Raw genomic sequence first — 19,869 nt, 5'->3', positions numbered from 1 at the left:
TCCCTGTGGTTATGGGTCCCGGGCTCGCGCTTCGCGCGCCCCGGGACGACAGCTGTATGTGCTGCGCCGCTGTCGGCCTACCGCCGATACCCGCTCGCCCGCGAATAGCCCTGGCGGTTCTGCTGCGTCGGGCGGCTGGACACGCCGGGGCGGGCTTCGCTGGAGGCTGGCGTGGCGAGCTTGAGCTCCTCCAGGAAGATCGGCCGGGCGAAATAATAGCCTTGCGCGTAGCGGATCTTGGTCGCGGCCTGCAGATAGGCCAGCTCCTCGTAGGATTCGAGACCTTCGGCGATCACGGTCATGCCGAGCGCCTCGCTCAGGGATTCGATCGCGCGCAGGATGCCCTGGCTGCGCGGACGCTTATGGATGTCGGTGATGAACGAGCGGTCGATCTTGATCTCGTCGGCGGTGATGTCGGCGAGCGCCGAGAGCGAGGAATAGCCGGTGCCGAAATCGTCGATGGAGATGCCGACGCCGAGCTTGCGGAACATCGGCAGGATCTCGGCCTGGAAATGATTCTTGGCGACGAAGGCCTCTTCGGTCAGCTCGATCATGAAGCGCTGCGGAAAGCCGGTCTCGTCCAGCGCTCGCGCGAAACTGCGCATGAATTCGGGGTTGCCGGCCTGCTTGGCGGCGACGTTGATGCTGATGGTCGCTTTCGCCCCGAAGCTGTCGTTGATCAGGTCGATCGACTTGACGATCTCGGCAAGCACGAGATGGGTGAGCTCGTCGATCAGACCCAATTCGCCGGCAAGGTTGATGAACGAGCCCGGCGCCTGGATCACGCCCTCGTCGTCGCGCAGGCGCACCAATGCCTCGATGCCGGTCACGGCCTGGGTGCGGATGTCGACCTTGGACTGGAACGCGCAGCAGAAGCGCTTTTCGAGGATGGCGAGCCGCAGCGACTGCTCGATTTTCATCCGCGCCAGCGCCTCGCGCTCCATGCTGGCGTCGAAGAAGGCCGCCGAGCCCTTGCCGTTGTTCTTGATGCGGTACATCGCAATGTCGGCGTTCTGGCGCAGCGTCTCGAAGCTGCGGCCATGGTCGGGATAGAGGCTGACGCCGACGGAGGTGGAGGCGAAGACCTCCGAATTGTCGATGAAGAACGGTGCGGTCAGCCGCTCCAGCGTCGCTTGCATGAATTCGGCGACTTCCTCCTGGCTCTGGATCGGGGAGAGCAGCAGCAGGAATTCGTCGCCGGAGATGCGCGACAGCATGTCGGAATCGCGCAGGTCGCGCCCGAGCCGCTTCGACAGCTCGACCAGCAGCGCGTCGCCGACGGCGTGGCCGTAATAGTCGTTGATGTGCTTGAAATTGTCGACGTCGAGAAAGGCGAGCGCGAACCGCTCGCCTTTGCCGTCGCGCGCGAGCAGGCTGCCGGCGCGATGCTCGATCACGCGTCGCGAGGGCAGGCCGGTCAGCTCGTCGAAATAGGCCGAGCGGAACAGCTGGTCCTCGAAATTCTTCTGTTCGGTGATGTCGGAGGACGCCGAGATCAGCAGCTCGCGCCCGGCGACGCGGACGGGGCGATGGGTGGTCAGCAGCACCTGGCGTGCAGCTCCGTCGTGGAGCGCTTCCTCGGAGATGACCGCCTCGCCGGACCTCAGTGCCCGCTGGCAGGCTTCCCGGCGCGGCTTCAGATCGGGCGACGGACGGCTGCCGTCCATGCCGAGCTGGGCGGCCGCGACATCGTTAACCAGGAGAAGCTCGCCCTGCGCATCCTGCACGGTCAGACCGGCAGGCAGCATTCTAACGATTTCCTTGAGAAATCCGAGTTCGGCTTCACTCGCGCCGGAATATCTGTTGTCGTTCATAGAAGTCATGAATCTTGTTGTTTCAGCGCGCCTTTGCAATGGACGCGATCTTGCGCAGTTCCCTCTTAGGTTTGGTTAAGGGGTACGGAGAAATACGGGAGTGTTTTGCGGCGATGCGACGCGCCCGACCCATCGTCATTAACGGAGCGTCAACGCGCGCAGCGAAACTGCGAGCGGAGCGTGCGTCGCTTGCGCTCGTATCGCGTCTAACCGTTCTGCGGGATGCGGCATTGCATGATGCAATGCAGGCCGGTCTTGAGATACGAGACCTCGGACTTGCCGTCGAAAGCCGACAGCGCCGACTTCAGCAGCTTCGTGCCGAAGCCGGGCTCGGAGACCTTGTCGATGCTCGGGCCCTCGGTTTCGTCCCAGGTGACGGTCAGACGGTCGCCGCTGACGGTCCACGACACCTGCAATAATCCGCGCGGCGCGGAGAACGCGCCATATTTGCCCGCGTTGGTGGCGAGCTCGTGAAACATCAGCGACAGCGTGACGGCGAGCTTCGGCGGCAGGAACAGGCGGTCGCCGTTGAGCGTGAAGCGGACATGGCCGTAAGGTCCGAGCTCCGCGATCAGGAGATCGCGGATATCGCAGCCGCCCTTGTCGATCCGCGAGATCAGATCGTCGGTTGCGGCCAGCGACCGTAGCCGCGGATCGATCCGGGCCCAGACCTGCGGCTGGTCGTGCAGCACCTGGTGCAGCACGGCGTGCGCGGTCGACAGCTTGTTCTTCAGCCGGTGCTGGAGCTCGTCGACCAGCAGCTTGCGGTATTCTTCTTCCTCGATCAGGCGTTTGGAGATCCGGCGCTGTTCCGCCAGCATCCCGCGATAATGCTCGACGCCCCAGATGGTGAGTGCGGAGACGCCCCAATAAAGGGTCAGCAAGGTGAACCTTGAGCGATCGGCAAAAGCGTCGCTGAAATTGACGACGACGCCGAGCACGCCGCCGACCAGCGCGGTGATGATGCCGATCCGCAAGCCGCCGAATGCGGCGGCAAAGAACACGGCCGGAAAGTACGGGGTGAAGTAGACGTCGGGCCGCACATGCGCGAGACCCCAGCGCGCGACCGTCGCAACCAGCAGGCAGGCGACCGCGAAGCCGAGGCTCAGAGCGAGCGATGGCGGCGCAACGCCCTGCCAGCCCTTGCGGAATTCGTCGATCAGCTTCTCCATGCCCGGCCCGGTTGCGCTATGCGCGCGTAAATCGAGAAAGGAGCGGGAATGTTACGCATGTCGCATGCACAAGCAAAGCTTGCCTTGTCGCGGACCGGCAGGAATAGTGACTGTCGCGGCGCCGAAATCGATCGGCGCCCGCCATTTGGCATCAAATCATTCGAGAACAGGAGCATTCCATGGGTAGGCTGGATGGCAAGGTTGCGGTGATTACAGGCGCGACGAGCGGGATCGGCTTGCGTACCGCGGAAGTCTTCGTTGCCGAAGGTGCCAAAATTGTGATCGCGGGGCGGCGCATAGCGGAAGGCGAGGCGCTGGCGAAGCAGCTCGGGGCCGCCTGCATCTTTCGCCAGACCGACGTGACGGTCGAAGCGCAGATGCAGGCGCTGATCGCACTCGCGGTGGAGAAGTTCGGCCGGATCGACTGCCTGTTCAACAATGCCGGCGGCCCGGCGCAGACCGGGGGCATCGAAGGCCTCGATGTCGAGCGGTTCGACGCGGCGATGGCGACCCTGGTGCGCAGCGTCATGCTCGGCATGAAGCACGCCGCGCCCGTCATGAAGAAGCAGGGGTCTGGCAGCATCATCAACAATGGCAGCATCGCAGGCCGTCTTGCCGGCTTTTCCTCCTCGGTCGTCTACGGTGCGGCCAAGGCGGCGGTGATCCATCTCACCAAATGCGTAGCGATGGAGCTCGGCGAGTCCAACGTGCGCGTCAACTCGATCTCGCCCGGCGCGATCGCGACCGGCATTTTCGGCAAGGCGCTGGGGCTCACGACCGATGCGGCAGAGGCGACGCCCGCCATGATGCGCGAGGTCTTCAAGACAGCACAGCCGATCCCGCGCGCGGGCCTCCCCGATGACATCGCGCAGGCCGCGGTGTTTCTGGCGAGCGACGAATCCAGCTTCGTCAACGGACACGATCTCGTCGTCGACGGCGCCGTCACCGGCGGCCGCAACTGGAGCCAGCAGCAGCAGGGCTACGTCGCCATGCGCAAGGCGTTCGATCAGGGGGCGTAGAAGCGGCAGGCGACAGTGCCGTAGGGTGGGCAAAGCGAAGCGTGCCCACCAATTCTCTCTTCGCGAGGAATCGTGGGCACGGCGCTGCGCGCCTTTGCCCACCCTACGAGACCAGCGCTCGCGGCAGGTCTCGCGCCCCGGACGCAGCGCAGCGCTTCTTCAGCGGTGCGCTGCAGAGCCGGGGCCCATCTCTCCGAGCGGACGGTGTCGCAAGATTCTGGGTCCCGGCTCTGCGCAGCAGCGCTACGCGCTGCAGCGCGCCCGGGACACGAGAGCGGTGCCTACACCGCCTTCACCCGCACCCTCAACCCATCCCGCGGCTTCGGGATCGGCCACATCTGCCAGTCCGGCTTGTAGCCCGGCTCCAGCGACACCTCGATGTTCTGCAGGAAGTGCCGCGCGAAGCATTTTGCCTGCATGTAGGCGAAGTGCAGGCCGAGGCACATATGCGCGCCGCCGCCGAACGGCACCCAGGCGAAGCGATGCCGGTTGCGCTGGGCTTCCTCGGTGAAGCGCAAGGGATCGAAGCGATCCGGCTCCGGCCAGATGTCCTTCATGTGGTGGGTGTAGAGCGGATTGATGCCGACGGCGGTGCCGGCCGGAATCGTAAAGCCCTTGAAGGTGAAATCGCGCATCGCGCGGCGCGGCATCGACGGCACTGGCGGCTTGATCCGCAGGGCCTCCTTGAACGCCATCTCCGACAGCGGCATTTTTTCGAGGTCGTCGAAGCTGCTCGGCGAACCCGGTGCGAGCTCCAGCGCAAGAACCTCCGCGCGCAATCTATCCTGCCAGTCCGGATTGGCGGCGAGCTCGCCGATGAAGGAGGTCAGCGACGAGGTCAGCGTGTCGTGCGCCGCCATCATCAGGAAGCTCATATGGTCGATGATGTCCTGCTCGGAGAGCAGGGCGCCATCCTCGTGGGTGGCGCGGCAGAGTTGCGAGAACAGATCGTCGCCGCCGTGATTGCCGCGTCGCAGCGGGATCTGCTCGCGGAAATAGGCGACGATGCGCTTGCGTCCCTTCACGCCGGCGCCCATTTGCGTGCCCGGCAGCGGCCGGCGGATCGGGGCGACGGCGGCCGCGACCATGTCGACGAACGCGCGGTTGATCTCGTCGACCTCCGGCCCGATATCGGCGCCGAGGAACGACGCCGCCGCGAGGTCGAGCGTGAGCTGCTTCATCGCCGGATAGAGCTTCATCTCGCCAGGCTTCGCCTTCCACTGCGCGACGCGCGCGGCAATGCCGCGGTCGAGATCGCTCAGGTACGACTTCATCGGCCCCGACTTGAACGCGACCGACAGCGCCTTGCGGTGCAGCCGGTGCTCGTCGAAATCGAGCAGCATCAGACCGCGCGGGAACAACAGGCCGAGCACCTTGTTCCAGCCGTGCGTCGAGGAGAACAGCTTCTGCTGGTCGAACAGCACGAGCTCGTTGGCCTCGGGGCCGAGCAGCACGACATTGGTCTCGCCGAAAATATGGGTGCGGTAGACCGGGCCGTATTTGGCGCCGTTCGCCTCGATATGTCCCTTGGGGTCGGCGAGCACCTGAAAGGTTTTGCCGATGATCGGCCAGCCCTCGTCGCCGGGGATGTGCGTCAGCTCGTTGCGCCTGGGGGCGATGAACGGAAGCGCAGGGACGACATTCTGCATCGACATGACGATTGCTCCGGTTGACCGACCGAACAGCCGCGCGAACACAGATGACTGCGGCCCGCGCCAGCTGACCGGGGTCAGCATAGCACAGGCCGGTATGTCTTTCTTATGAACGTCCTTGTGAACGTCGTTACAAGCGTAATTCCGACGGGCCTACCGCTTCGCCGCTTCCTTCTGCAAATCCGGGGCGTTGACGGCGGGAATGGCGACGCGGCCGGCGCCGGTCACCTTCAGTGCCTCTGCAGCCTTCTCGTTCTCCATGATCTTCGCCATCACCGCCTGCCCGGCGCGTTCGAAGATCGCACGGTTCTCGATCACGAACTTTTGCGACTTGCGCAGTCCGTCGATATAGCCGTTGATCTCCGGCACGACGTAACGCGCCACCAGGTCCCAGCTTCGGCGGGTATTCTCGGGATTGGCCCAATCGTGCACGAAGCCGATCACGGCGCCGACGCCGCCCGACACCTGCATCACGTTCTTGATCATCTTGACGAGGTCGTCGGGCGTACCGATCACGGAGGCCGCACCGTCGACGAAAGCGGTCTTGTCCACGGCCTCGTCGGGCGAGGCGAATGCCGTCAGGCCCGGCCGCTGCAGCGTGCCGACATTATATTCGTTGTGCCAGCGCATCAGGCCGGCGCCGGCTTCGCGGCGGGCCTGCTCGCGGGTCTCGGCGAGGTGCCAGGTCAGCAGCACGCGCCAGTTCGCCCGATCCACTTTGGTGCCGTGCTTCTTGGCGGCGTCCTCGGCGAACTGCCATTGCTGTTGCAGAGACATCAACCCCTGCGTCGTCATCGAGCCCAGCGAGATGATGCCGATGCCGTATTTGCCGGCGAGCGTCATGCCCGAGGGAGAGATCTGCGAGGCCACCACGAACGGCATCTCCTCCTGCAAGGGCAGGATCTGGAGCGCGGCGTCGTTCATGGTGAACCAGTCGCTCCTGGCGGTGACGCGCTCGCCGTTGAACAGGCGGCGGATCACGCCGATGGCCTCGTCCTGGCGGTCGCGCTGCGTCATCGGGTCGATGCCGAGCGTGTGCGCGTCCGACGCCAGCGCGCCGGGGCCGGAGCCGAAAATGGCGCGGCCGCCGGTCATGTGGTCGAGCTGCACCATGCGCTGGGCGACGTTGAAGGGATGATGATAGGGCAGCGACACCACGCCGGTGCCGAGCTTGATCCGCTTGGTGCGCTCGCCGGCCGCGGCCAGAAACATCTCGGGCGAGGCGATCATCTCCCAGCCGGAGGAATGATGCTCACCGCACCAGAACTCGTCATAACCGAGCGCGTCGAGTTGCTCGACCAGGTCGAGATCGCGCCGGAACTGCAGCATCGGATGCTCCCCGATCGGGTGATGCGGGGCAAGGAAGGCTCCGAACTTCAGGCGCGCCATGGCGTTCTCTCCGGCTGAATTTTCTGTTTGTTGAGGCGATGAGGCTACGTGCTGGCGATAGCGAACGCAATCGCGCGGTGTCCCGCGCGGCGGAATGCAGGCATGCGCAGCGAAGACCGCTCTGTTCTCCTTCTCCCGATTCTTGCGTGCAGACGCTTCCACACCGTCATGGCCGGGTCTGTCCCGGCCATCCACGACCTTTGCGGCGCTACGAAGAACGTGGATGCCCGGGATAAGCCCAGGCATGACGAGAAGAGGGCGAAGAGAACATCACCGCGTCATCCTGTTCCACGCGTCCAGCCCGGCGATCTTGTACGCCTCCGCCAGCGTCGGATAGTTGAACGTGTTCTGGATGAAATAGTCGATGGTGCCTTTGAGGTTCAGCACGGCCTGGCCGATATGGATCAGCTCGGTGGCGCCTTCGCCGAGGATGTGCACGCCGAGCAGCCGGCGTGTCTTGGTCGAGAAGATCATCTTCATCATGCCGCTGTTCAGCCCCATGATGTGGCCGCGGGAGGTCTCGCGGAAACGTGCGATGCCGACCTCGTAGGGAATGCCGCGCGTGCGCACCTCTTCTTCGGTCAGCCCTGCGGTCGATATCTCCGGCACCGAATAGATGCCGTAGGGGAAGAACTCCGGCCGCGCGAGCGGCTCCATGCCGAGCGCGTGGCAGGCGGCGACGCGTCCCTGCTCCATCGAGGTGGAAGCAAGGCTCGGAAAGCCGATCACGTCACCGGCGGCGTAGATGTGCGGCACGCTGGTCTGCAAGGTCACGGGATCGACGGAGATGCGGCCGCGATGATCGACGACGATGCCGGCGGCCTCTAAGTTGAGCCGGTCGGTCGCGCCGACGCGCCCCGCCGCGAACAGCAGCATTTCCGTGGTGACGTGCCGCCCGTCGGACAAATGCGTGACGATGCCGCCCTGCGCAGTCTTCTCGATCGAGTTGACCTTGGCGCCGAGCCGCAGCGCGACGTTGCGGTCGCGCAGCTCGTGCACGAATTCGTCGATCAATTCCTTGTCGATGAAATCGAGGAAGGTCGGCCGCGGTTCGATCAGGGTCACCGGTACGTCGAGCGCGCTGAAGATGGTGGCGTATTCGACGCCGATCACGCCGGCGCCGATCACAGCCAGGCTGCGCGGCAGCTTTGGCAGCTCGATGATCTCGTCGCTGTCGAGCACGGTGGTGCCGTCGAAAGGCACGTAGTCGGGACGGAACGGGCGCGTGCCGCAGGCGATCAGGATGAAGGCGGCCGACACCACCTTTACCTCGCCAATTGAGCTCGTGATCTCGACCTCGTGCGGTGAGACCAGCCGCGCCTCGCCATTGGCGGTGCGCACCAGATTGCGGCTGAACTGATGCTCCAGCACCTCGACCTCATGGTCGAGCGTCTTCTGCAGACGGATCATCAGGTCGCTCGCCGCGATGTCCTGCTTCACCTTGTAGGAGCGGCCGTAAAAGCCGCGCTCGCGCCAGCCGGAGAGATTGAGCACGGTCTCGCGCAGGGTCTTTGAAGGAATCGTCCCGGTATGGACCGAGACGCCGCCGACCCGCCGGCCCTTCTCCACCACCAGCACGGCCTTGCCGAGCTTGGCACATTGCACCGCGGCCCGGCGCCCCGACGGGCCCGAGCCGATCACCACCATGTCGTAGTCGTACATCCGGAAGACTTCCGAGCCCGCAAAACCAGCGGGAATTGCCATGCAGCAATCGGGCCAAAGCGGCAAGGGGAAAGCAAGTCCTACCTCGGAGGTAATCGCACCAATGACGCCGATCTGCGAGTTTTGCGCGCAAATAAATCGCTGAAAGCTCGCGCGAAAATGCATCAAACCGTCACAAAACAAGTCGATTCGTCGCGGCGCTGGGCCGTGCTGGCGATCGTCGTCGCTGCTCAATTCATGTTCGGCGTCGACGCCTTCATCGTGAACGTCGCCATCCCGACCATCGCGGTCGATCTGCATGCGACGCCGGCGCAAATCGAATCCGTCATCGCGATCTATCTGATCGCCTACGCCACGCTGGTCGTCACCGGCGGCCGCCTCGGCGACATCCATGGCACGAAGAATGTCTTCCTGGCCGGCGTGCTCGGCTTCACGGTGACCTCGCTGTGGTGCGGGTTGGCGCAATCGGGCGCGGAGCTGATCATCGCGCGGCTGGCGCAGGGCGCGACTGCAGCGCTGATGGTGCCGCAGGTGCTGGCGACGCTGCATCTGCTGTTCACCGACGAACAGCGCAGCCGTGCCTTCGCCATCTACGGCATCGTGCTCGGGCTTGCGGGCGCCGCGGGCTTCCTGCTCGGTGGTCTCCTGGTCACGATCGATCTCGCCGGTACCGGCTGGCGCTCGGTGTTCTTCGTCAACGTGCCCTGCGGCCTCGTTATTGCGGTCGCCGCCTGGCGCATCATGCCGTCAGTGCCGCGCCGGGCCGGCACGCGGCTCGACATCAAAGGGAGCATCGTGCTGTTCGCGGGGCTGTTGTGCCTGATCGGACCGCTGCTGTTCGGTCACGATGTCGGCTGGGCGCCGTGGTTATGGGCCGTGATGGCAAGCGGCGGCGCGATCCTCGTCGCCTTCTTGAAGCTCGAGCATGCGGTGGCGCGCGCCGGCGGCATGCCGCTGATCGATCTGACGCTGCTGTCCGACGCAGCCTTCCTGCGCGGGCTCGGCGCGGCGTTCTTTTTCTTCGTCGCCAATCTCTCGTTCTATCTCGTCATGACGCTGTTCATGCAGCGCAGCCTGAAGATCGCGCCGCTCGCAGCCGGCATGGCCTTCATTCCGCTTGCGCTGGCTTTCGTGGTCGCATCGCGTCACAGCGGCGCGCGGGCGCGCCATCGCGGCACCAAGGTGTTGATCGAAGGCTGCATGTTGCAGATCGCGGGCCTCGCGGCACTCGCGCTGGTCACGGGCTATATCGATGCGCCGGCACCGATCCTGCTCGCACTCGTCATGATCATCTTCGGCTACGGGCAGGGGCTGGTGATGGCGCCGCTATCCGGTGCGGTGCTCTCGACGGTGAAGCCTGTCGCGGCAGGCTCGGCGTCCGGCATGTACGGCACGACGGCGCAGATCGGAAATGCGGCCGGAGTGGCCGCAATCGGCGCGGCGTTCTTCGCGGTTGAAGCGTTGCAATCGGCGCGCGCAGGCTTCTTCGTTTCGCTCGCCGCGTTTGCGGCGTTAATCACGATCTGCGCCGCATTTCTGGCGTGGATGCGCCGCGTCTCTGCACGAAGTTGAGGCATTGCGGTTAATTCATGCGGATTCCTGCGGAATTTTGCGTGATTCCGGGTGATAGACAGCACACGGGCTTTTTATTTTGCACCGCAGCAACTATTTGGTTTGGGTGAACGTTGAACGTCGCCTGCCAGGAGTTGCCGTGTCGCTTGCCAAAAATCTCGCTCTCTTGAGACATCTGCCAAAGGTGGATGGTCTGCGCCTTGCCGAATTCGGCCGGAGCGCGGACGTGTCCAGCCCGTTGGAAGAAGTCACGGGCTTCGGCGACAATCCCGGAAACCTGCGCATGTTCGCGTTCGTGCCGGCGCAGCTCCAGAAGCCGCGCGCGCTCGTCGTCGTGCTGCATGGCTGCGGCCAGACCGCCGCCGCGTACGATCTCGGCGCGGGATGGTCGACGCTCGCAAGGCATTACGGCTTCGCGCTGGTGATGCCCGAGCAGCAGCGCGTCAACAACGGCAACACCTGCTTCAACTGGTTCAATCCGGAAGACACTGCGCGGGACGGCGGCGAGGCGCGGTCGATCCGCGAGATGATCGCGCATATGGCCGAAGCGCACCGCATCGATCCCAGGCGCGTCTTCATCACCGGTCTCTCCGCCGGCGGCGGCATGACGTCGGTGATGCTCGCGACCTATCCGGAAGTCTTTGCGGCCGGTGCGATCATCGCTGGACTTCCCTACGGCATCGCGTCGAATTTGCGCGAGGCGCTCGACGGCATGTTTCATTCGCCGCAGCGGCCGGAGCGCGAACTCGGCGACTTCGTGCGGCGGGCCTCGAACCATCGCGGGCCGTGGCCGAAGATCTCGGTGTGGCACGGCAGCGCCGACCGCACCGTCAATCCCGGCAACGCCAGCGAGATCGTCAAGCAGTGGCTCGATTTGCACGACCTGCCGGCCGTGCCGATGGCGGAGACCATTGTCGATGGCTATCCGCGCCAGGCCTGGTGGAACAAGGACGGCGAAACCCTGGTCGAGTCCTACGCCATCACCGACATGGCCCACGGCACGCCGCTCGGCTTGGCCGACAATGATCAGCGCTACGGCATCGAAGGCGCGTTCCTGATCGAGGCCGGTATCTCCTCGTCGTACCACATCGCAAAGTTTTTCGGCCTCACCGGCTGGATTCCGGACGCGGCCGGGAAGAAGGCCGGACCCGCGACGTTGAAGCCGGCGCTTTCACCCGCACCGCATCTCGCCCGCTCGATCCGTGCCACTGTTGCCGAAGAGCCGGCCGAGCCGAAGCGCGAGGCCGCTCGCGGCTTCGATCTCGGCCAGATCATCACGCGCGCACTCACCGCCGCGGGATTGATGAAGTAGCCCTCGTCCCGGGGCGCGACGTAGTCGCGAGCCCGGAATGACGGCTACGCCGTCTGATCGATCCATTCGATCGGCGCCACCGTCACCTCGCCGCCGGCGACCTTCCGCGTCATCTCCTGATAGGCCTTGAAGAAGTCGCGCGATTGCAGCGCTTTTTGCGCGGCCTCGTCGGTGACGCTGGCGAGGTGGAAGTAGCTGGCGTCGTCGCGGTTCTTCAGGACCCGATAGCCGATCCGCCCCTTCAACTCCGGATCGCCGTCGATCGCCTTGATGAAGCGGCCGATCTCCTTGTGCCAGGCTTCCGTCGTGCCGTTCCTGAATTCGTACCTGATCATGAAGTGCTTCATGTGACGCTCCCTGTTCGTCATTTGCGCCATCATCTGCGCCTTGCAGGCGATCCTGCAAGTATGGACAAAATTGATAGTATGGACTTTTTCGACGTCGCTCCTATCCTTATCGCATAGCGTTTTCGAGCGAAGTGGATACCGGTTCGCGTAAAGAAAACGCGTCAAAACAAGAATGGCTGGCTGCGCATGGAGGAGACGACATGGCAAGGGCAAACCCGGCGCGCACCTGTCCGGTTGCGGCCTTTCAGAAGATGATCAGCGGCAAGTACAAGCTCCGCATCGTCTGGGACCTCAGGGACGGCCCGCGCCGCTATGGCGAGATCAGGAGCGGCCTGCTGCGCGGCACGGCCGGCAGCGCCGAGATCACCCCGCGCGTGCTCAGCCGCGAATTGAAGGCGCTGACCCAAAGCGGCCTGATCGACCGCAAGGATTTTGGCGAGGTGCCGCCGAAGGTCGAGTATCGCCTGACCCGCAAGGGCAAGAGTTTTGTGCCGGTCGTTGCGGCCATCCGTGACTGGGGCGAGCGCAACCTGAGCGAGGCGACGGCGCTCGTAGACGCCGCCGAATAAAACTCACATCTCGCCGGTGATGAACGGATTGGTCATCCGTTCCTGGCCGATGCTCGAGCCGGCGCCGTGGCCGCAGATGAAGCCGACGTCGTCGCCGAGCGGCAGGAGCTTGGTCTTGATCGAATTGATCAGCGTGGCGTGACTGCCGCCGGGCAGATCGGTGCGCCCGACCGAGCCCGCAAACAGCACGTCGCCGACATGGGCAAAGCGCAAGTCCTTGTTGAAGAACACCACGCTGCCGGGCGAGTGGCCGGGGCAGTGCAGAATGTCGAACTGCAGGCCGCCGATCGACACGCTGTCGCCCTCGTCGAGCCAGCGGTCCGGCTCGAAGTTGCGGCCGCCGGTCATGCCGAAGCGCGCGCCGCTCTCGACCACGTTGTCGAGCAGGAATTTATCCGCGACATGCGGGCCCTCGATCGGCACCTTCAGCGCGTCGCGCAATTCGGCCGCGCCGCCGACATGGTCGATATGGCCGTGGGTCAGCCAGATCTTCTCCACGGTGACGCCGGTCTGCTTGATCGCGTCCAGGATCTTCGGCACGTCCCCGCCGGGGTCGATCACCACGGCCTTCTTGCCGGGCTCGTCCCAGATGATGGTGCAGTTCTGCTCGAACAGCGTCACGGGGACGATGATCGCGCCGGCCTTGGCTTGAGTATCATTTTGCTCGGTCATGGGCGCCACAATGCCGATTTTTGCCATGCCGCCAAGCAAAAGATTCGTGCCTCGCCCGGGAACAGCCGCACCCGCCGTCACACGGCCGTCCCAATTCGCTTGCTGGTTTGAACCGCAGGGTTCGTTCCGCGTTCGCTCGCGCGAGACGCAGATTTTTGGGTGGGTTTTCCGGCATGGCTCAGGGCGGCGACAATTGGTGGCGCGACGGCATCTTCTATCAGATCTACCCGCGCTCCTTTCAGGACTCAGACGGTGACGGCGTCGGCGATCTCGCCGGCATCTTGCGGCGGCTGCCTTACGTGAAATCGCTCGGCGTCGACGCGATCTGGCTGTCGCCGATCTTTCCCTCGCCGATGGCCGATTTCGGCTACGACATCTCCGACTATACCGGCATCGATCCGCTGTTCGGCACGATGGAGGATTTCGATGCGTTGCTCGCGGCCGCGCATGACAACGGGCTGAAGCTGATCCTCGACCTCGTGCCGAACCACACATCAAGCCAGCATCCCTGGTTCGTCGAGAGCCGGTCGTCGCGCGATAATCCCAAACGCGACTGGTACGTCTGGCGCGATCCGGCCGCCGATGGCGGTGTCCCGAACAACTGGCTGTCCGAATTCGGCGGCAGCGCCTGGCAGTTCGACGAGACGACGGGTCAATATTACTACCACGCCTTCCTTGCCGAGCAGCCGGACCTCAACTGGCGCAATCCGGATGTCCGCGCGGCGATCTACGACGCGATGCGGTTCTGGCTGGAGAAGGGCGTCGACGGCTTCCGCGTCGACGTGATCTGGCACCTGATCAAGGATGCCGAATTTCGCGACAACCCGCCGAACCCGCATTACGTCGAGGGCCGGCCGCCGAACGAGAGGATCCTGACGCAATACTCCACCGACCAGCCGGAGGTGCATGACGTCATCGCCGAGATGCGGCGCGTCACGGGCGCGTATCGCGATCGCGTGCTGATCGGCGAGATCTATCTGCCGCTGCACCGGCTGATGGCCTATTACGGCAACGATCTCACCGGCGCGCAGATGCCGTTCAACTTCGCGCTGCTCTCGACGTTCTGGAGCGCGCGCTCAATCGAGACAATCGTCGAGGATTACGAGAAGGCGCTGCCGAAGGGCGCCTGGCCGAACTGGGTGCTCGGCAATCACGACCGTCCGCGCGTCGCAAGCCGCGTCGGGCCTGAGCAGGCCCGCGTCGCCGCCATGTTGCTGCTGACGCTGCGCGGCACGCCGACGCTCTATTACGGCGATGAGATCGGCATGCATCAGTTGGCGATCTCCCCTGAGGACGTACGCGATCCCTTCGAGAAGAATGTGCCCGGCATCGGGGTGGGGCGCGACGGCTGCCGCACACCGATGCAGTGGGATGGGTCGCCGGCCGGCGGCTTCTCCGGCGTAAGGCCGTGGCTGCCGCTGCCGGAGGACCATATCCACGAGAACGTCGCCAATCTCGAGGCCGATTCGCGTTCGATCCTCAGCCTGTACAGGCGGCTGATTGCTTTGCGGAAGGCTTCTCCGGCGCTGGTCGCGGGCGACTATCATCCGATCGCCGCGCAAGGCGATCTGCTGGTCTATCGCCGCGAGGCCGAGGGCACCGCGATCATCGTCGTGCTCAATCTCGGGCCCGACCCGATCGCCGTGACCACCAGCGCGATCCGTTTCGGCAGCGAGATCTTGCTGTCGACGTTCCTGGATCGCGAGGGCGAGAGGCTGGAAGGCGTGCTGGATCTGCGCGGCAACGAGGGCGTGGTGGTGATGCAGCCACACATCTAGCTGTCGTCCCGGGGCGCGCGAAGCGCGAGCTATGATGCGCAATTGCGCATCTGAGAATCCATAACCACAGGAAGTGGTTTGGCGAAGATTCGGAGTGACCTGCTCGCGCCACACTCCTCCCTGTGGTTATGGATTCTCAGATGCGCAATTGCGCATCATAGCTCGCGCTTCCGTACGCCCCGGAATGACGGATGGAGTGTCCGCGCCCATCGGAATCGGCTAAGCTCCCCCCATGGACAGCACCGCCCGCAACATCGCCCTGGTTCCGCCGCCCGACCGCCGCCAGTCCGAGACGGCGCTGGCGATCGCGCGCGGCACGGCGCGGCTGCTGCGCTCGCTCGGCTTTACCTGCATCAGCGAATTGCCGCTGCCGTCGGGCCGGCGCGCCGATCTGGTGGCGCTCAACGAGCGCGGCGAGATCTGGATCGTGGAGATCAAATCGTCGGTCGAGGATTTGCGTGCCGACCAGAAATGGCACGAGTACCGTGCTCATTGCGACCGGCTGTTCTTCGCCTTCACGCAGGATCTGCCGTGCGAGATCTTCCCGCAAGACACCGGCCTGATCATTGCGGACGCCTATGGCGCGCACATGCAGTGCGAGGCGCCCGAGCACAAGATCGCCGCCGCCACGCGCAAGCAGATGACGGTGCGTTTCGCGATGGCGGCAGCGCTCCGGATCAACCGTCTGGTCGACCCGCAGGGCCACGCGGATTTTTGGGAGTAGGCCGTCTCGTGTCCCGGACGCGCTGCAGCGTGCAACGCTGCTGCGCAGAGCCGGGACCCAGTGCCGTAGGGTGGGCAAAGCGAAGCGTGCCCACCACCTCTTTCCAATCCAGACAGATCGTGGGCACGGCGCTGCGCGCCTTTGCCCACCCTACGATATTACGAATCTGCGCATTCAGCGAGGCTCTATCCCCGTCATCCTGAGGTGCGAGCGCAGCGAGCCTCGAAGGATGCACGGCCGCGATGCAACCGGGCCGTCGCCCTTCGAGGGCCGCCGAAGAGGCGGCCACCTCAGGGTGACGGTGAGGGATTAGTGATTGCCGGAAATTACCGCGGCGCGCGCTTGGCCAGAATCCGCTGCAACGTACGACGGTGCATATTCAGCCTGCGCGCCGTCTCCGAGACGTTGCGGTTGCACATCTCGTAGATGCGCTGGATGTGCTCCCAGCGGACGCGGTCGGCGGACATCGGGTTGGTCGGCAACTCGGATTTCTCCGAGCTGGTCGAGAGCAGCGCGGCGACGACGTCGTCGGCATCCGCGGGCTTCGACAGATAATCGATCGCACCCATCTTCACGGCGGTCACGGCGGTGGCGATGTTGCCATAGCCGGTCAGCACGATGGCGCGGGCTTCGGGGCGCTTCTTCTTCAGCGCGGAGACGACGTCGAGACCATTGCCGTCGCCGAGCCGCAGATCCACCACGGCGAATGCGGGCGCGGCCTTGCCGATCTGCGCGAGGCCATCCGAGACGGTGTCACACGACGTCACCGCAAAGCCACGGGTCTCCATCGCGCGCGACAACCGCTCCAGGAACGGCTTGTCGTCCTCCACGATGAGAAGCGAGCGGTCGGTTTGTTCGTTCAGTTCGGCGATGGCGTTCAAGGTGTTGTCCTCTCTCTGCACATCTACATATGGCGTCGCAATCAGGCGGTGCCAAGGCCGCAAATAGTCGATCGGGCCTCTCGTGCGACGCAAGGTCGCGGCCTATCCTATTGTTTCTTCGAGCGTCTCGATAGTCTCAAAACGCTCTCTCGGCCAAATGATGTGAACCACCGCACCGTGTTCCGGAAAGGTCCGGTTGGTAAACGAGACCTTGGCCCCGGTGCGTTCCAGCAAGGTGCGCGCGATGAACACGCCGAGCCCGAGCCCACGCCGCTCGCCGCCGCCGTCATCCAGATTGCGCCGCCGCGACAAATAGGGCTCGCCGATCCGGTTAAGGATGTCGGGCGGAATGCCCGGGCCGTCGTCGGAGATCACGAGCTCGATCGTGTCCTTGTTCCACCATGCATTCACCTCGACGGTGGTGCGGGCGAAATCGACCGCGTTCTCGACGATGTTGCCGACGCCGTAGAGGATCGCCGGGTTGCGCGAGCCGATCGGCTCGGCGAAGGCCGCCACCGCGATCCGCACCTTGATGTCGACGCCGAAATCGCGGTGCGGGGCCACCACCTCCTCGATCAGCTCCGACATTTTCATGCGGTCGAACGGCGCGCCTTCGGAGGAAAGCTGGGTGATCTTGCTCAAGATGTCGCGGCAGCGCTGGGTCTGCTCGCGCAGGGTCTTCAGGTCGGCGGCGAAGCTCGGGTCCTTCACCGTCTTTTCCAGCTCGCGCGAGATCAGGAAGATGGTCGCGAGCGGCGTGCCGAGCTCGTGCGCGGCTGCCGCAGCCAGGCCGTCAAGCTGGGTCAGATGCTGCTCGCGAGTCAGCACCAGCTCGGTCGCAGCCAGCGCGTCGGCGAGCTTGCGCGCCTCCTCCGTCACCTGGAACGAGTAGAGACTGGTGACGCCGATCGCGAGCACGATCGAGAGCCAGATGCCGATGAGATAGATCGGCGGCAGCACCAGGGGATCGTCGGAATCCCAGGGCAGCGGCAGATGGAAGAAGAACAGGACCGAGGCACAGGCGACCGCGAGCAGGCCGAGGCCGAAGGTGAGGCGGGCCGGCAGCGCCGTGGCCGAGATCAGCACGGGCGCGAGGAACAGGAACGAGAACGGGTTCTGCAGACCGCCGGTGAAGAACAAGAGCCCCGCCAGCTCCACGATGTTCAGCGCGAGCAGTCCGGCCGCCTGCATCGGCTTCAGCCGTTGCAGCGGATTGGACACGGTCTGGAGCGCCAGGTTGAGCGCCGCCGACAGCGCGATGATGCTGACGCAGGGGACGATCTCGACGTTGAACTCCAGCCCCTGCGCCACGATGAAGATCGCGGCGAGCTGGCCGAGCACCGCCAGCCAGCGCAGCCGCAGGATCGTGTCCAGGCGGATATGCCGCTGTGCGTGGCGGAAGTCGGTATCGGCGGTCTCAGTCATCTCGGCCAATGTGGCGGTGCCTTCTCGGTCACAAACGCGGGGCTCGCGGAACCACCCGGATTACAAGCCTTGCGCTATCCGCTGCAATAGCAGAAGAACGGCTAGCATGACCGGGAACGACAAAGCTTCAAGTCCGCCGACTGTCGCGGAGCGCGGCTCCTCTGCGGCCATTGCGGTCGATCACCTCGTCAAGGTCTACAAGCAGACCCGCGCCGTCGACGATATCTCCTTTTCGCTGCCGCGTGGCAGCATCACCGGGCTTCTGGGCGGCAACGGCGCCGGCAAGACCACGACCATCGCGATGATCATGGGCCTGGTGCTGCCGACCTCCGGCCGCGTCAGGGTGCTCGGGCATCGGATGCCGGAGGAGAGCGCGGCGGTGCTGGGGCGGATGAATTTCGAGAGCCCCTATGTCGACATGCCGATGCGCCTCACGGTGCGGCAGAACCTCACCGTGTTCGGCAAGCTCTATGCGGTGAAGGACGTCTCCGATCGCATCGCCAGGCTGGCCGACGAGCTTGATCTCACCGAATTCATCGACCGCGCCAACGGAAAGCTTTCCGCCGGGCAGAAGACCCGCGTCGCGCTGGCGAAGGCGCTGATCAATCAGCCCGAGCTGCTGCTGCTGGACGAGCCCACCGCCTCGCTCGACCCGGATACGGCCGACTGGGTGCGGGCGCATATGGAGCGCTATCGCAAGGAGAACAACGCCACCATCCTTCTGGCATCGCACAACATGCTCGAGGTCGAGCGGCTCTGCGACCGCGTCATCATCATGAAGCGCGGCCGCATCGAGGACGACGACACGCCGGAGGCCATCATGGCGCGCTACAACCGCACCACGCTGGAGGAGGTGTTCCTGGACGTCGCGCGCGGACGCGCGAACGGTGCGAAGGAGGCGGCAAGATGAGCCGTAGCGGTAGTCGTAGCCCGGATGGAGCGAAGCGTAATCCGGGACCCCTGTCGCTCGTGGCACGATTCCCGGATTGCGCTGCGCTCCATCCGGGCTACGGGCTGCGACCGGGCTGCGGATCGCGGCCATGACCGACCTCTCCCTCCACCGCGGCGTTTCCATACATCGCATCGGCGCGATGATCCTGCGCTACTGGTATCTGTTGATGTCGTCCTGGCCGCGGCTGCTCGAGCTGCTTTATTGGCCCGCGCTCCAGGTCATCACCTGGGGCTTTCTCCAGCTCTACATTGCCGAGAACGCCAATTTCTTCGCGCGCGCCGGCGGCACGCTGATCGGCGCCGTCATCCTCTGGGACATCCTGTTCCGCGGCCAGCTCGGCTTTTCCATCTCGTTCCTGGAGGAGATGTGGGCCCGCAACATCGGCAACCTCATGATGAGCCCCTTGAAGCCGATCGAGTTTCTGCTGTCGCTGATGATCATGAGCATGATCCGGCTCGCGATCGGCGTCATCCCGATGACGCTGCTCGCGCTGTTCCTGTTTCACTTCAACGTCTACGCCCTCGGCCTGCCGCTGATCGCATTCTTCTGCAATCTGATCTTCACGAGCTGGGCGGTCGGCATCTTCGTCTCGGGGCTGGTCTTACGAAACGGCCTCGGCGCCGAGAGCATCGTCTGGACCCTGATGTTCGCGATCATGCCGCTCGCCTGCGTCTACTATCCCGTCAGCGTGCTGCCGGGATGGCTGCAATACGTCGCCTGGTCGCTGCCGCCGACCTATGTGTTCGAGGGAATGCGGGCGCTCCTGATCGAGCAAACCTTCAGGACCGATCTGATGTTGCGTGCGTTGGCCATCAATGCGGTGCTGCTGGTTGCATCTTTTGGGGCATTCCTTGCCCTTTTGCGGAGCGCCAAGAAACACGGCTCGCTGCTCTCGAGCGGTGAATAATCTCACTTTCCCGTGGATTCAG

17 protein-coding genes are annotated in these 19,869 nt (G+C 64.5%); 8 read left to right on the top strand and 9 right to left on the bottom strand.

The features are described from left to right. Positions 1 to 77 precede the first annotated feature (77 nt). Together AB7008_RS48060 and AB7008_RS48055 are read right to left on the bottom strand one after the other, a co-directional pair. Positions 78 to 1,814, bottom strand: a complete 1,737-nt coding sequence (locus AB7008_RS48060; RefSeq protein ID WP_441261137.1) for a putative bifunctional diguanylate cyclase/phosphodiesterase — start codon at positions 1,812 to 1,814, stop codon at positions 78 to 80. A 206-nt stretch (positions 1,815 to 2,020) separates the two neighbouring features. After that, positions 2,021 to 2,986 (bottom strand): sensor histidine kinase, encoded by a 966-nt coding sequence (locus AB7008_RS48055; RefSeq protein WP_441261136.1) that lies wholly within the window; start codon positions 2,984 to 2,986, stop codon positions 2,021 to 2,023. A 179-nt stretch (positions 2,987 to 3,165) separates the two neighbouring features. On the opposite strand from AB7008_RS48055, the gene AB7008_RS48050 reads away from it, so the two are divergent. Then, the gene (locus AB7008_RS48050; RefSeq protein WP_441261135.1) at positions 3,166 to 4,005 is read left to right on the top strand and encodes an SDR family NAD(P)-dependent oxidoreductase; all 840 of its coding nucleotides are present in this window, start codon (positions 3,166 to 3,168) and stop codon (positions 4,003 to 4,005) included. Between the two features lie 281 nt (positions 4,006 to 4,286). Here the strand turns inward: AB7008_RS48050 and AB7008_RS48045 are convergent, their stop codons facing one another. The 3 genes from AB7008_RS48045 to sthA all read right to left on the bottom strand — a co-directional run bounded on the left by AB7008_RS48045 (position 4,287) and on the right by sthA (position 8,708). Further along, on the bottom strand, positions 4,287 to 5,660 hold the full coding sequence (locus AB7008_RS48045; protein ID WP_441261134.1) for a cytochrome P450: 1,374 nt from the start codon (positions 5,658 to 5,660) through the stop codon (positions 4,287 to 4,289). Positions 5,661 to 5,810: 150 nt separating this feature from the next. After that, entirely contained in the window at positions 5,811 to 7,046 is a 1,236-nt protein-coding gene (locus tag AB7008_RS48040; protein ID WP_304492113.1) for an LLM class flavin-dependent oxidoreductase, read from the bottom strand. Positions 7,047 to 7,316: 270 nt separating this feature from the next. After that, positions 7,317 to 8,708: a Si-specific NAD(P)(+) transhydrogenase gene (gene sthA, locus AB7008_RS48035; RefSeq protein ID WP_441261296.1), complete on the bottom strand. Its 1,392-nt coding sequence runs from the start codon at positions 8,706 to 8,708 to the stop codon at positions 7,317 to 7,319. A 159-nt stretch (positions 8,709 to 8,867) separates the two neighbouring features. Between sthA and AB7008_RS48030 the strand changes: the two genes are divergently transcribed. Continuing rightward, positions 8,868 to 10,280, top strand: coding sequence for an MFS transporter (locus tag AB7008_RS48030; RefSeq protein WP_441261133.1), 1,413 nt, complete (start codon positions 8,868 to 8,870; stop codon positions 10,278 to 10,280). 139 nt (positions 10,281 to 10,419) lie between these two features. After that, complete coding sequence (locus AB7008_RS48025) at positions 10,420 to 11,592, top strand: extracellular catalytic domain type 1 short-chain-length polyhydroxyalkanoate depolymerase (protein ID WP_304492111.1); 1,173 nt, start codon at positions 10,420 to 10,422, stop codon at positions 11,590 to 11,592. A 44-nt stretch (positions 11,593 to 11,636) separates the two neighbouring features. On the opposite strand, the gene AB7008_RS48020 is transcribed toward AB7008_RS48025, so the two are convergent. After that, positions 11,637 to 11,939 (bottom strand): hypothetical protein, encoded by a 303-nt coding sequence (locus AB7008_RS48020; RefSeq protein WP_304492110.1) that lies wholly within the window; start codon positions 11,937 to 11,939, stop codon positions 11,637 to 11,639. Between the two features lie 200 nt (positions 11,940 to 12,139). On the opposite strand from AB7008_RS48020, the gene AB7008_RS48015 reads away from it, so the two are divergent. Further along, a complete protein-coding gene (locus tag AB7008_RS48015; RefSeq protein ID WP_304492109.1) occupies positions 12,140 to 12,508 on the top strand; it encodes a winged helix-turn-helix transcriptional regulator in 369 nt (122 codons plus the stop codon). 3 nt (positions 12,509 to 12,511) lie between these two features. Here AB7008_RS48015 and AB7008_RS48010 read toward each other — a convergent pair whose 3' ends face one another. Continuing rightward, positions 12,512 to 13,180 (bottom strand): MBL fold metallo-hydrolase, encoded by a 669-nt coding sequence (locus tag AB7008_RS48010; RefSeq protein WP_028155324.1) that lies wholly within the window; start codon positions 13,178 to 13,180, stop codon positions 12,512 to 12,514. Between the two features lie 173 nt (positions 13,181 to 13,353). On the opposite strand from AB7008_RS48010, the gene AB7008_RS48005 reads away from it, so the two are divergent. Next, a complete protein-coding gene (locus tag AB7008_RS48005) occupies positions 13,354 to 14,958 on the top strand; it encodes an alpha-amylase family glycosyl hydrolase (RefSeq protein ID WP_441261132.1) in 1,605 nt (534 codons plus the stop codon). A 232-nt stretch (positions 14,959 to 15,190) separates the two neighbouring features. Beyond that, positions 15,191 to 15,682, top strand: coding sequence for an MmcB family DNA repair protein (locus AB7008_RS48000; RefSeq protein ID WP_028170389.1), 492 nt, complete (start codon positions 15,191 to 15,193; stop codon positions 15,680 to 15,682). A gap of 326 nt (positions 15,683 to 16,008) precedes the next feature. On the opposite strand, the gene AB7008_RS47995 is transcribed toward AB7008_RS48000, so the two are convergent. Both AB7008_RS47995 and AB7008_RS47990 read right to left on the bottom strand, forming a co-directional pair. Then, the gene (locus AB7008_RS47995) at positions 16,009 to 16,563 is read right to left on the bottom strand and encodes an ActR/PrrA/RegA family redox response regulator transcription factor (protein WP_014491094.1); all 555 of its coding nucleotides are present in this window, start codon (positions 16,561 to 16,563) and stop codon (positions 16,009 to 16,011) included. A 102-nt stretch (positions 16,564 to 16,665) separates the two neighbouring features. Next, positions 16,666 to 17,988 carry an ActS/PrrB/RegB family redox-sensitive histidine kinase gene (locus tag AB7008_RS47990; protein ID WP_028155321.1) on the bottom strand — a complete coding sequence of 441 codons (1,323 nt, stop codon included), beginning with the start codon at positions 17,986 to 17,988 and terminating at the stop codon, positions 16,666 to 16,668. 106 nt (positions 17,989 to 18,094) lie between these two features. On the opposite strand from AB7008_RS47990, the gene AB7008_RS47985 reads away from it, so the two are divergent. Both AB7008_RS47985 and AB7008_RS47980 read left to right on the top strand, forming a co-directional pair. Then, complete coding sequence (locus tag AB7008_RS47985) at positions 18,095 to 18,898, top strand: ABC transporter ATP-binding protein (RefSeq protein ID WP_041957085.1); 804 nt, start codon at positions 18,095 to 18,097, stop codon at positions 18,896 to 18,898. A 130-nt stretch (positions 18,899 to 19,028) separates the two neighbouring features. Next, on the top strand, positions 19,029 to 19,847 hold the full coding sequence (locus AB7008_RS47980; RefSeq protein ID WP_441261131.1) for an ABC transporter permease: 819 nt from the start codon (positions 19,029 to 19,031) through the stop codon (positions 19,845 to 19,847). The last annotated feature ends 22 nt before the right edge of the window (positions 19,848 to 19,869 follow it).

It is taken from the genome of Bradyrhizobium sp. 521_C7_N1_3 (assembly GCF_052075975.1).
Classification (GTDB): Bacteria; Pseudomonadota; Alphaproteobacteria; order Rhizobiales; family Xanthobacteraceae; genus Bradyrhizobium; species Bradyrhizobium japonicum.
This window is presented reverse-complemented; position numbering and strand designations above follow the sequence as displayed.

Bases quoted from the DNA above. Each gene is read 5' to 3' on its own strand.
- AB7008_RS48060 (WP_441261137.1), bottom strand. From the start codon at position 1,814: ATGAACGACAACAGATATTCCGGCGCGAGTGAAGCCGAACTCGGATTT.
- AB7008_RS48055 (WP_441261136.1), bottom strand. From the start codon at position 2,986: ATGGAGAAGCTGATCGACGAATTCCGCAAGGGCTGGCAGGGCGTTGCG.
- AB7008_RS48050 (WP_441261135.1), top strand. From the start codon at position 3,166: ATGGGTAGGCTGGATGGCAAGGTTGCGGTGATTACAGGCGCGACGAGC.
- AB7008_RS48045 (WP_441261134.1), bottom strand. From the start codon at position 5,660: ATGTCGATGCAGAATGTCGTCCCTGCGCTTCCGTTCATCGCCCCCAGG.
- AB7008_RS48040 (WP_304492113.1), bottom strand. From the start codon at position 7,046: ATGGCGCGCCTGAAGTTCGGAGCCTTCCTTGCCCCGCATCACCCGATC.
- sthA (WP_441261296.1), bottom strand. From the start codon at position 8,708: ATGTACGACTACGACATGGTGGTGATCGGCTCGGGCCCGTCGGGGCGC.
- AB7008_RS48030 (WP_441261133.1), top strand. From the start codon at position 8,868: ATGCATCAAACCGTCACAAAACAAGTCGATTCGTCGCGGCGCTGGGCC.
- AB7008_RS48020 (WP_304492110.1), bottom strand. From the start codon at position 11,939: ATGAAGCACTTCATGATCAGGTACGAATTCAGGAACGGCACGACGGAA.
- AB7008_RS48015 (WP_304492109.1), top strand. From the start codon at position 12,140: ATGGCAAGGGCAAACCCGGCGCGCACCTGTCCGGTTGCGGCCTTTCAG.
- AB7008_RS48010 (WP_028155324.1), bottom strand. From the start codon at position 13,180: ATGACCGAGCAAAATGATACTCAAGCCAAGGCCGGCGCGATCATCGTC.
- AB7008_RS48005 (WP_441261132.1), top strand. From the start codon at position 13,354: ATGGCTCAGGGCGGCGACAATTGGTGGCGCGACGGCATCTTCTATCAG.
- AB7008_RS48000 (WP_028170389.1), top strand. From the start codon at position 15,191: ATGGACAGCACCGCCCGCAACATCGCCCTGGTTCCGCCGCCCGACCGC.
- AB7008_RS47990 (WP_028155321.1), bottom strand. From the start codon at position 17,988: ATGACTGAGACCGCCGATACCGACTTCCGCCACGCACAGCGGCATATC.
- AB7008_RS47985 (WP_041957085.1), top strand. From the start codon at position 18,095: ATGACCGGGAACGACAAAGCTTCAAGTCCGCCGACTGTCGCGGAGCGC.
- AB7008_RS47980 (WP_441261131.1), top strand. From the start codon at position 19,029: ATGACCGACCTCTCCCTCCACCGCGGCGTTTCCATACATCGCATCGGC.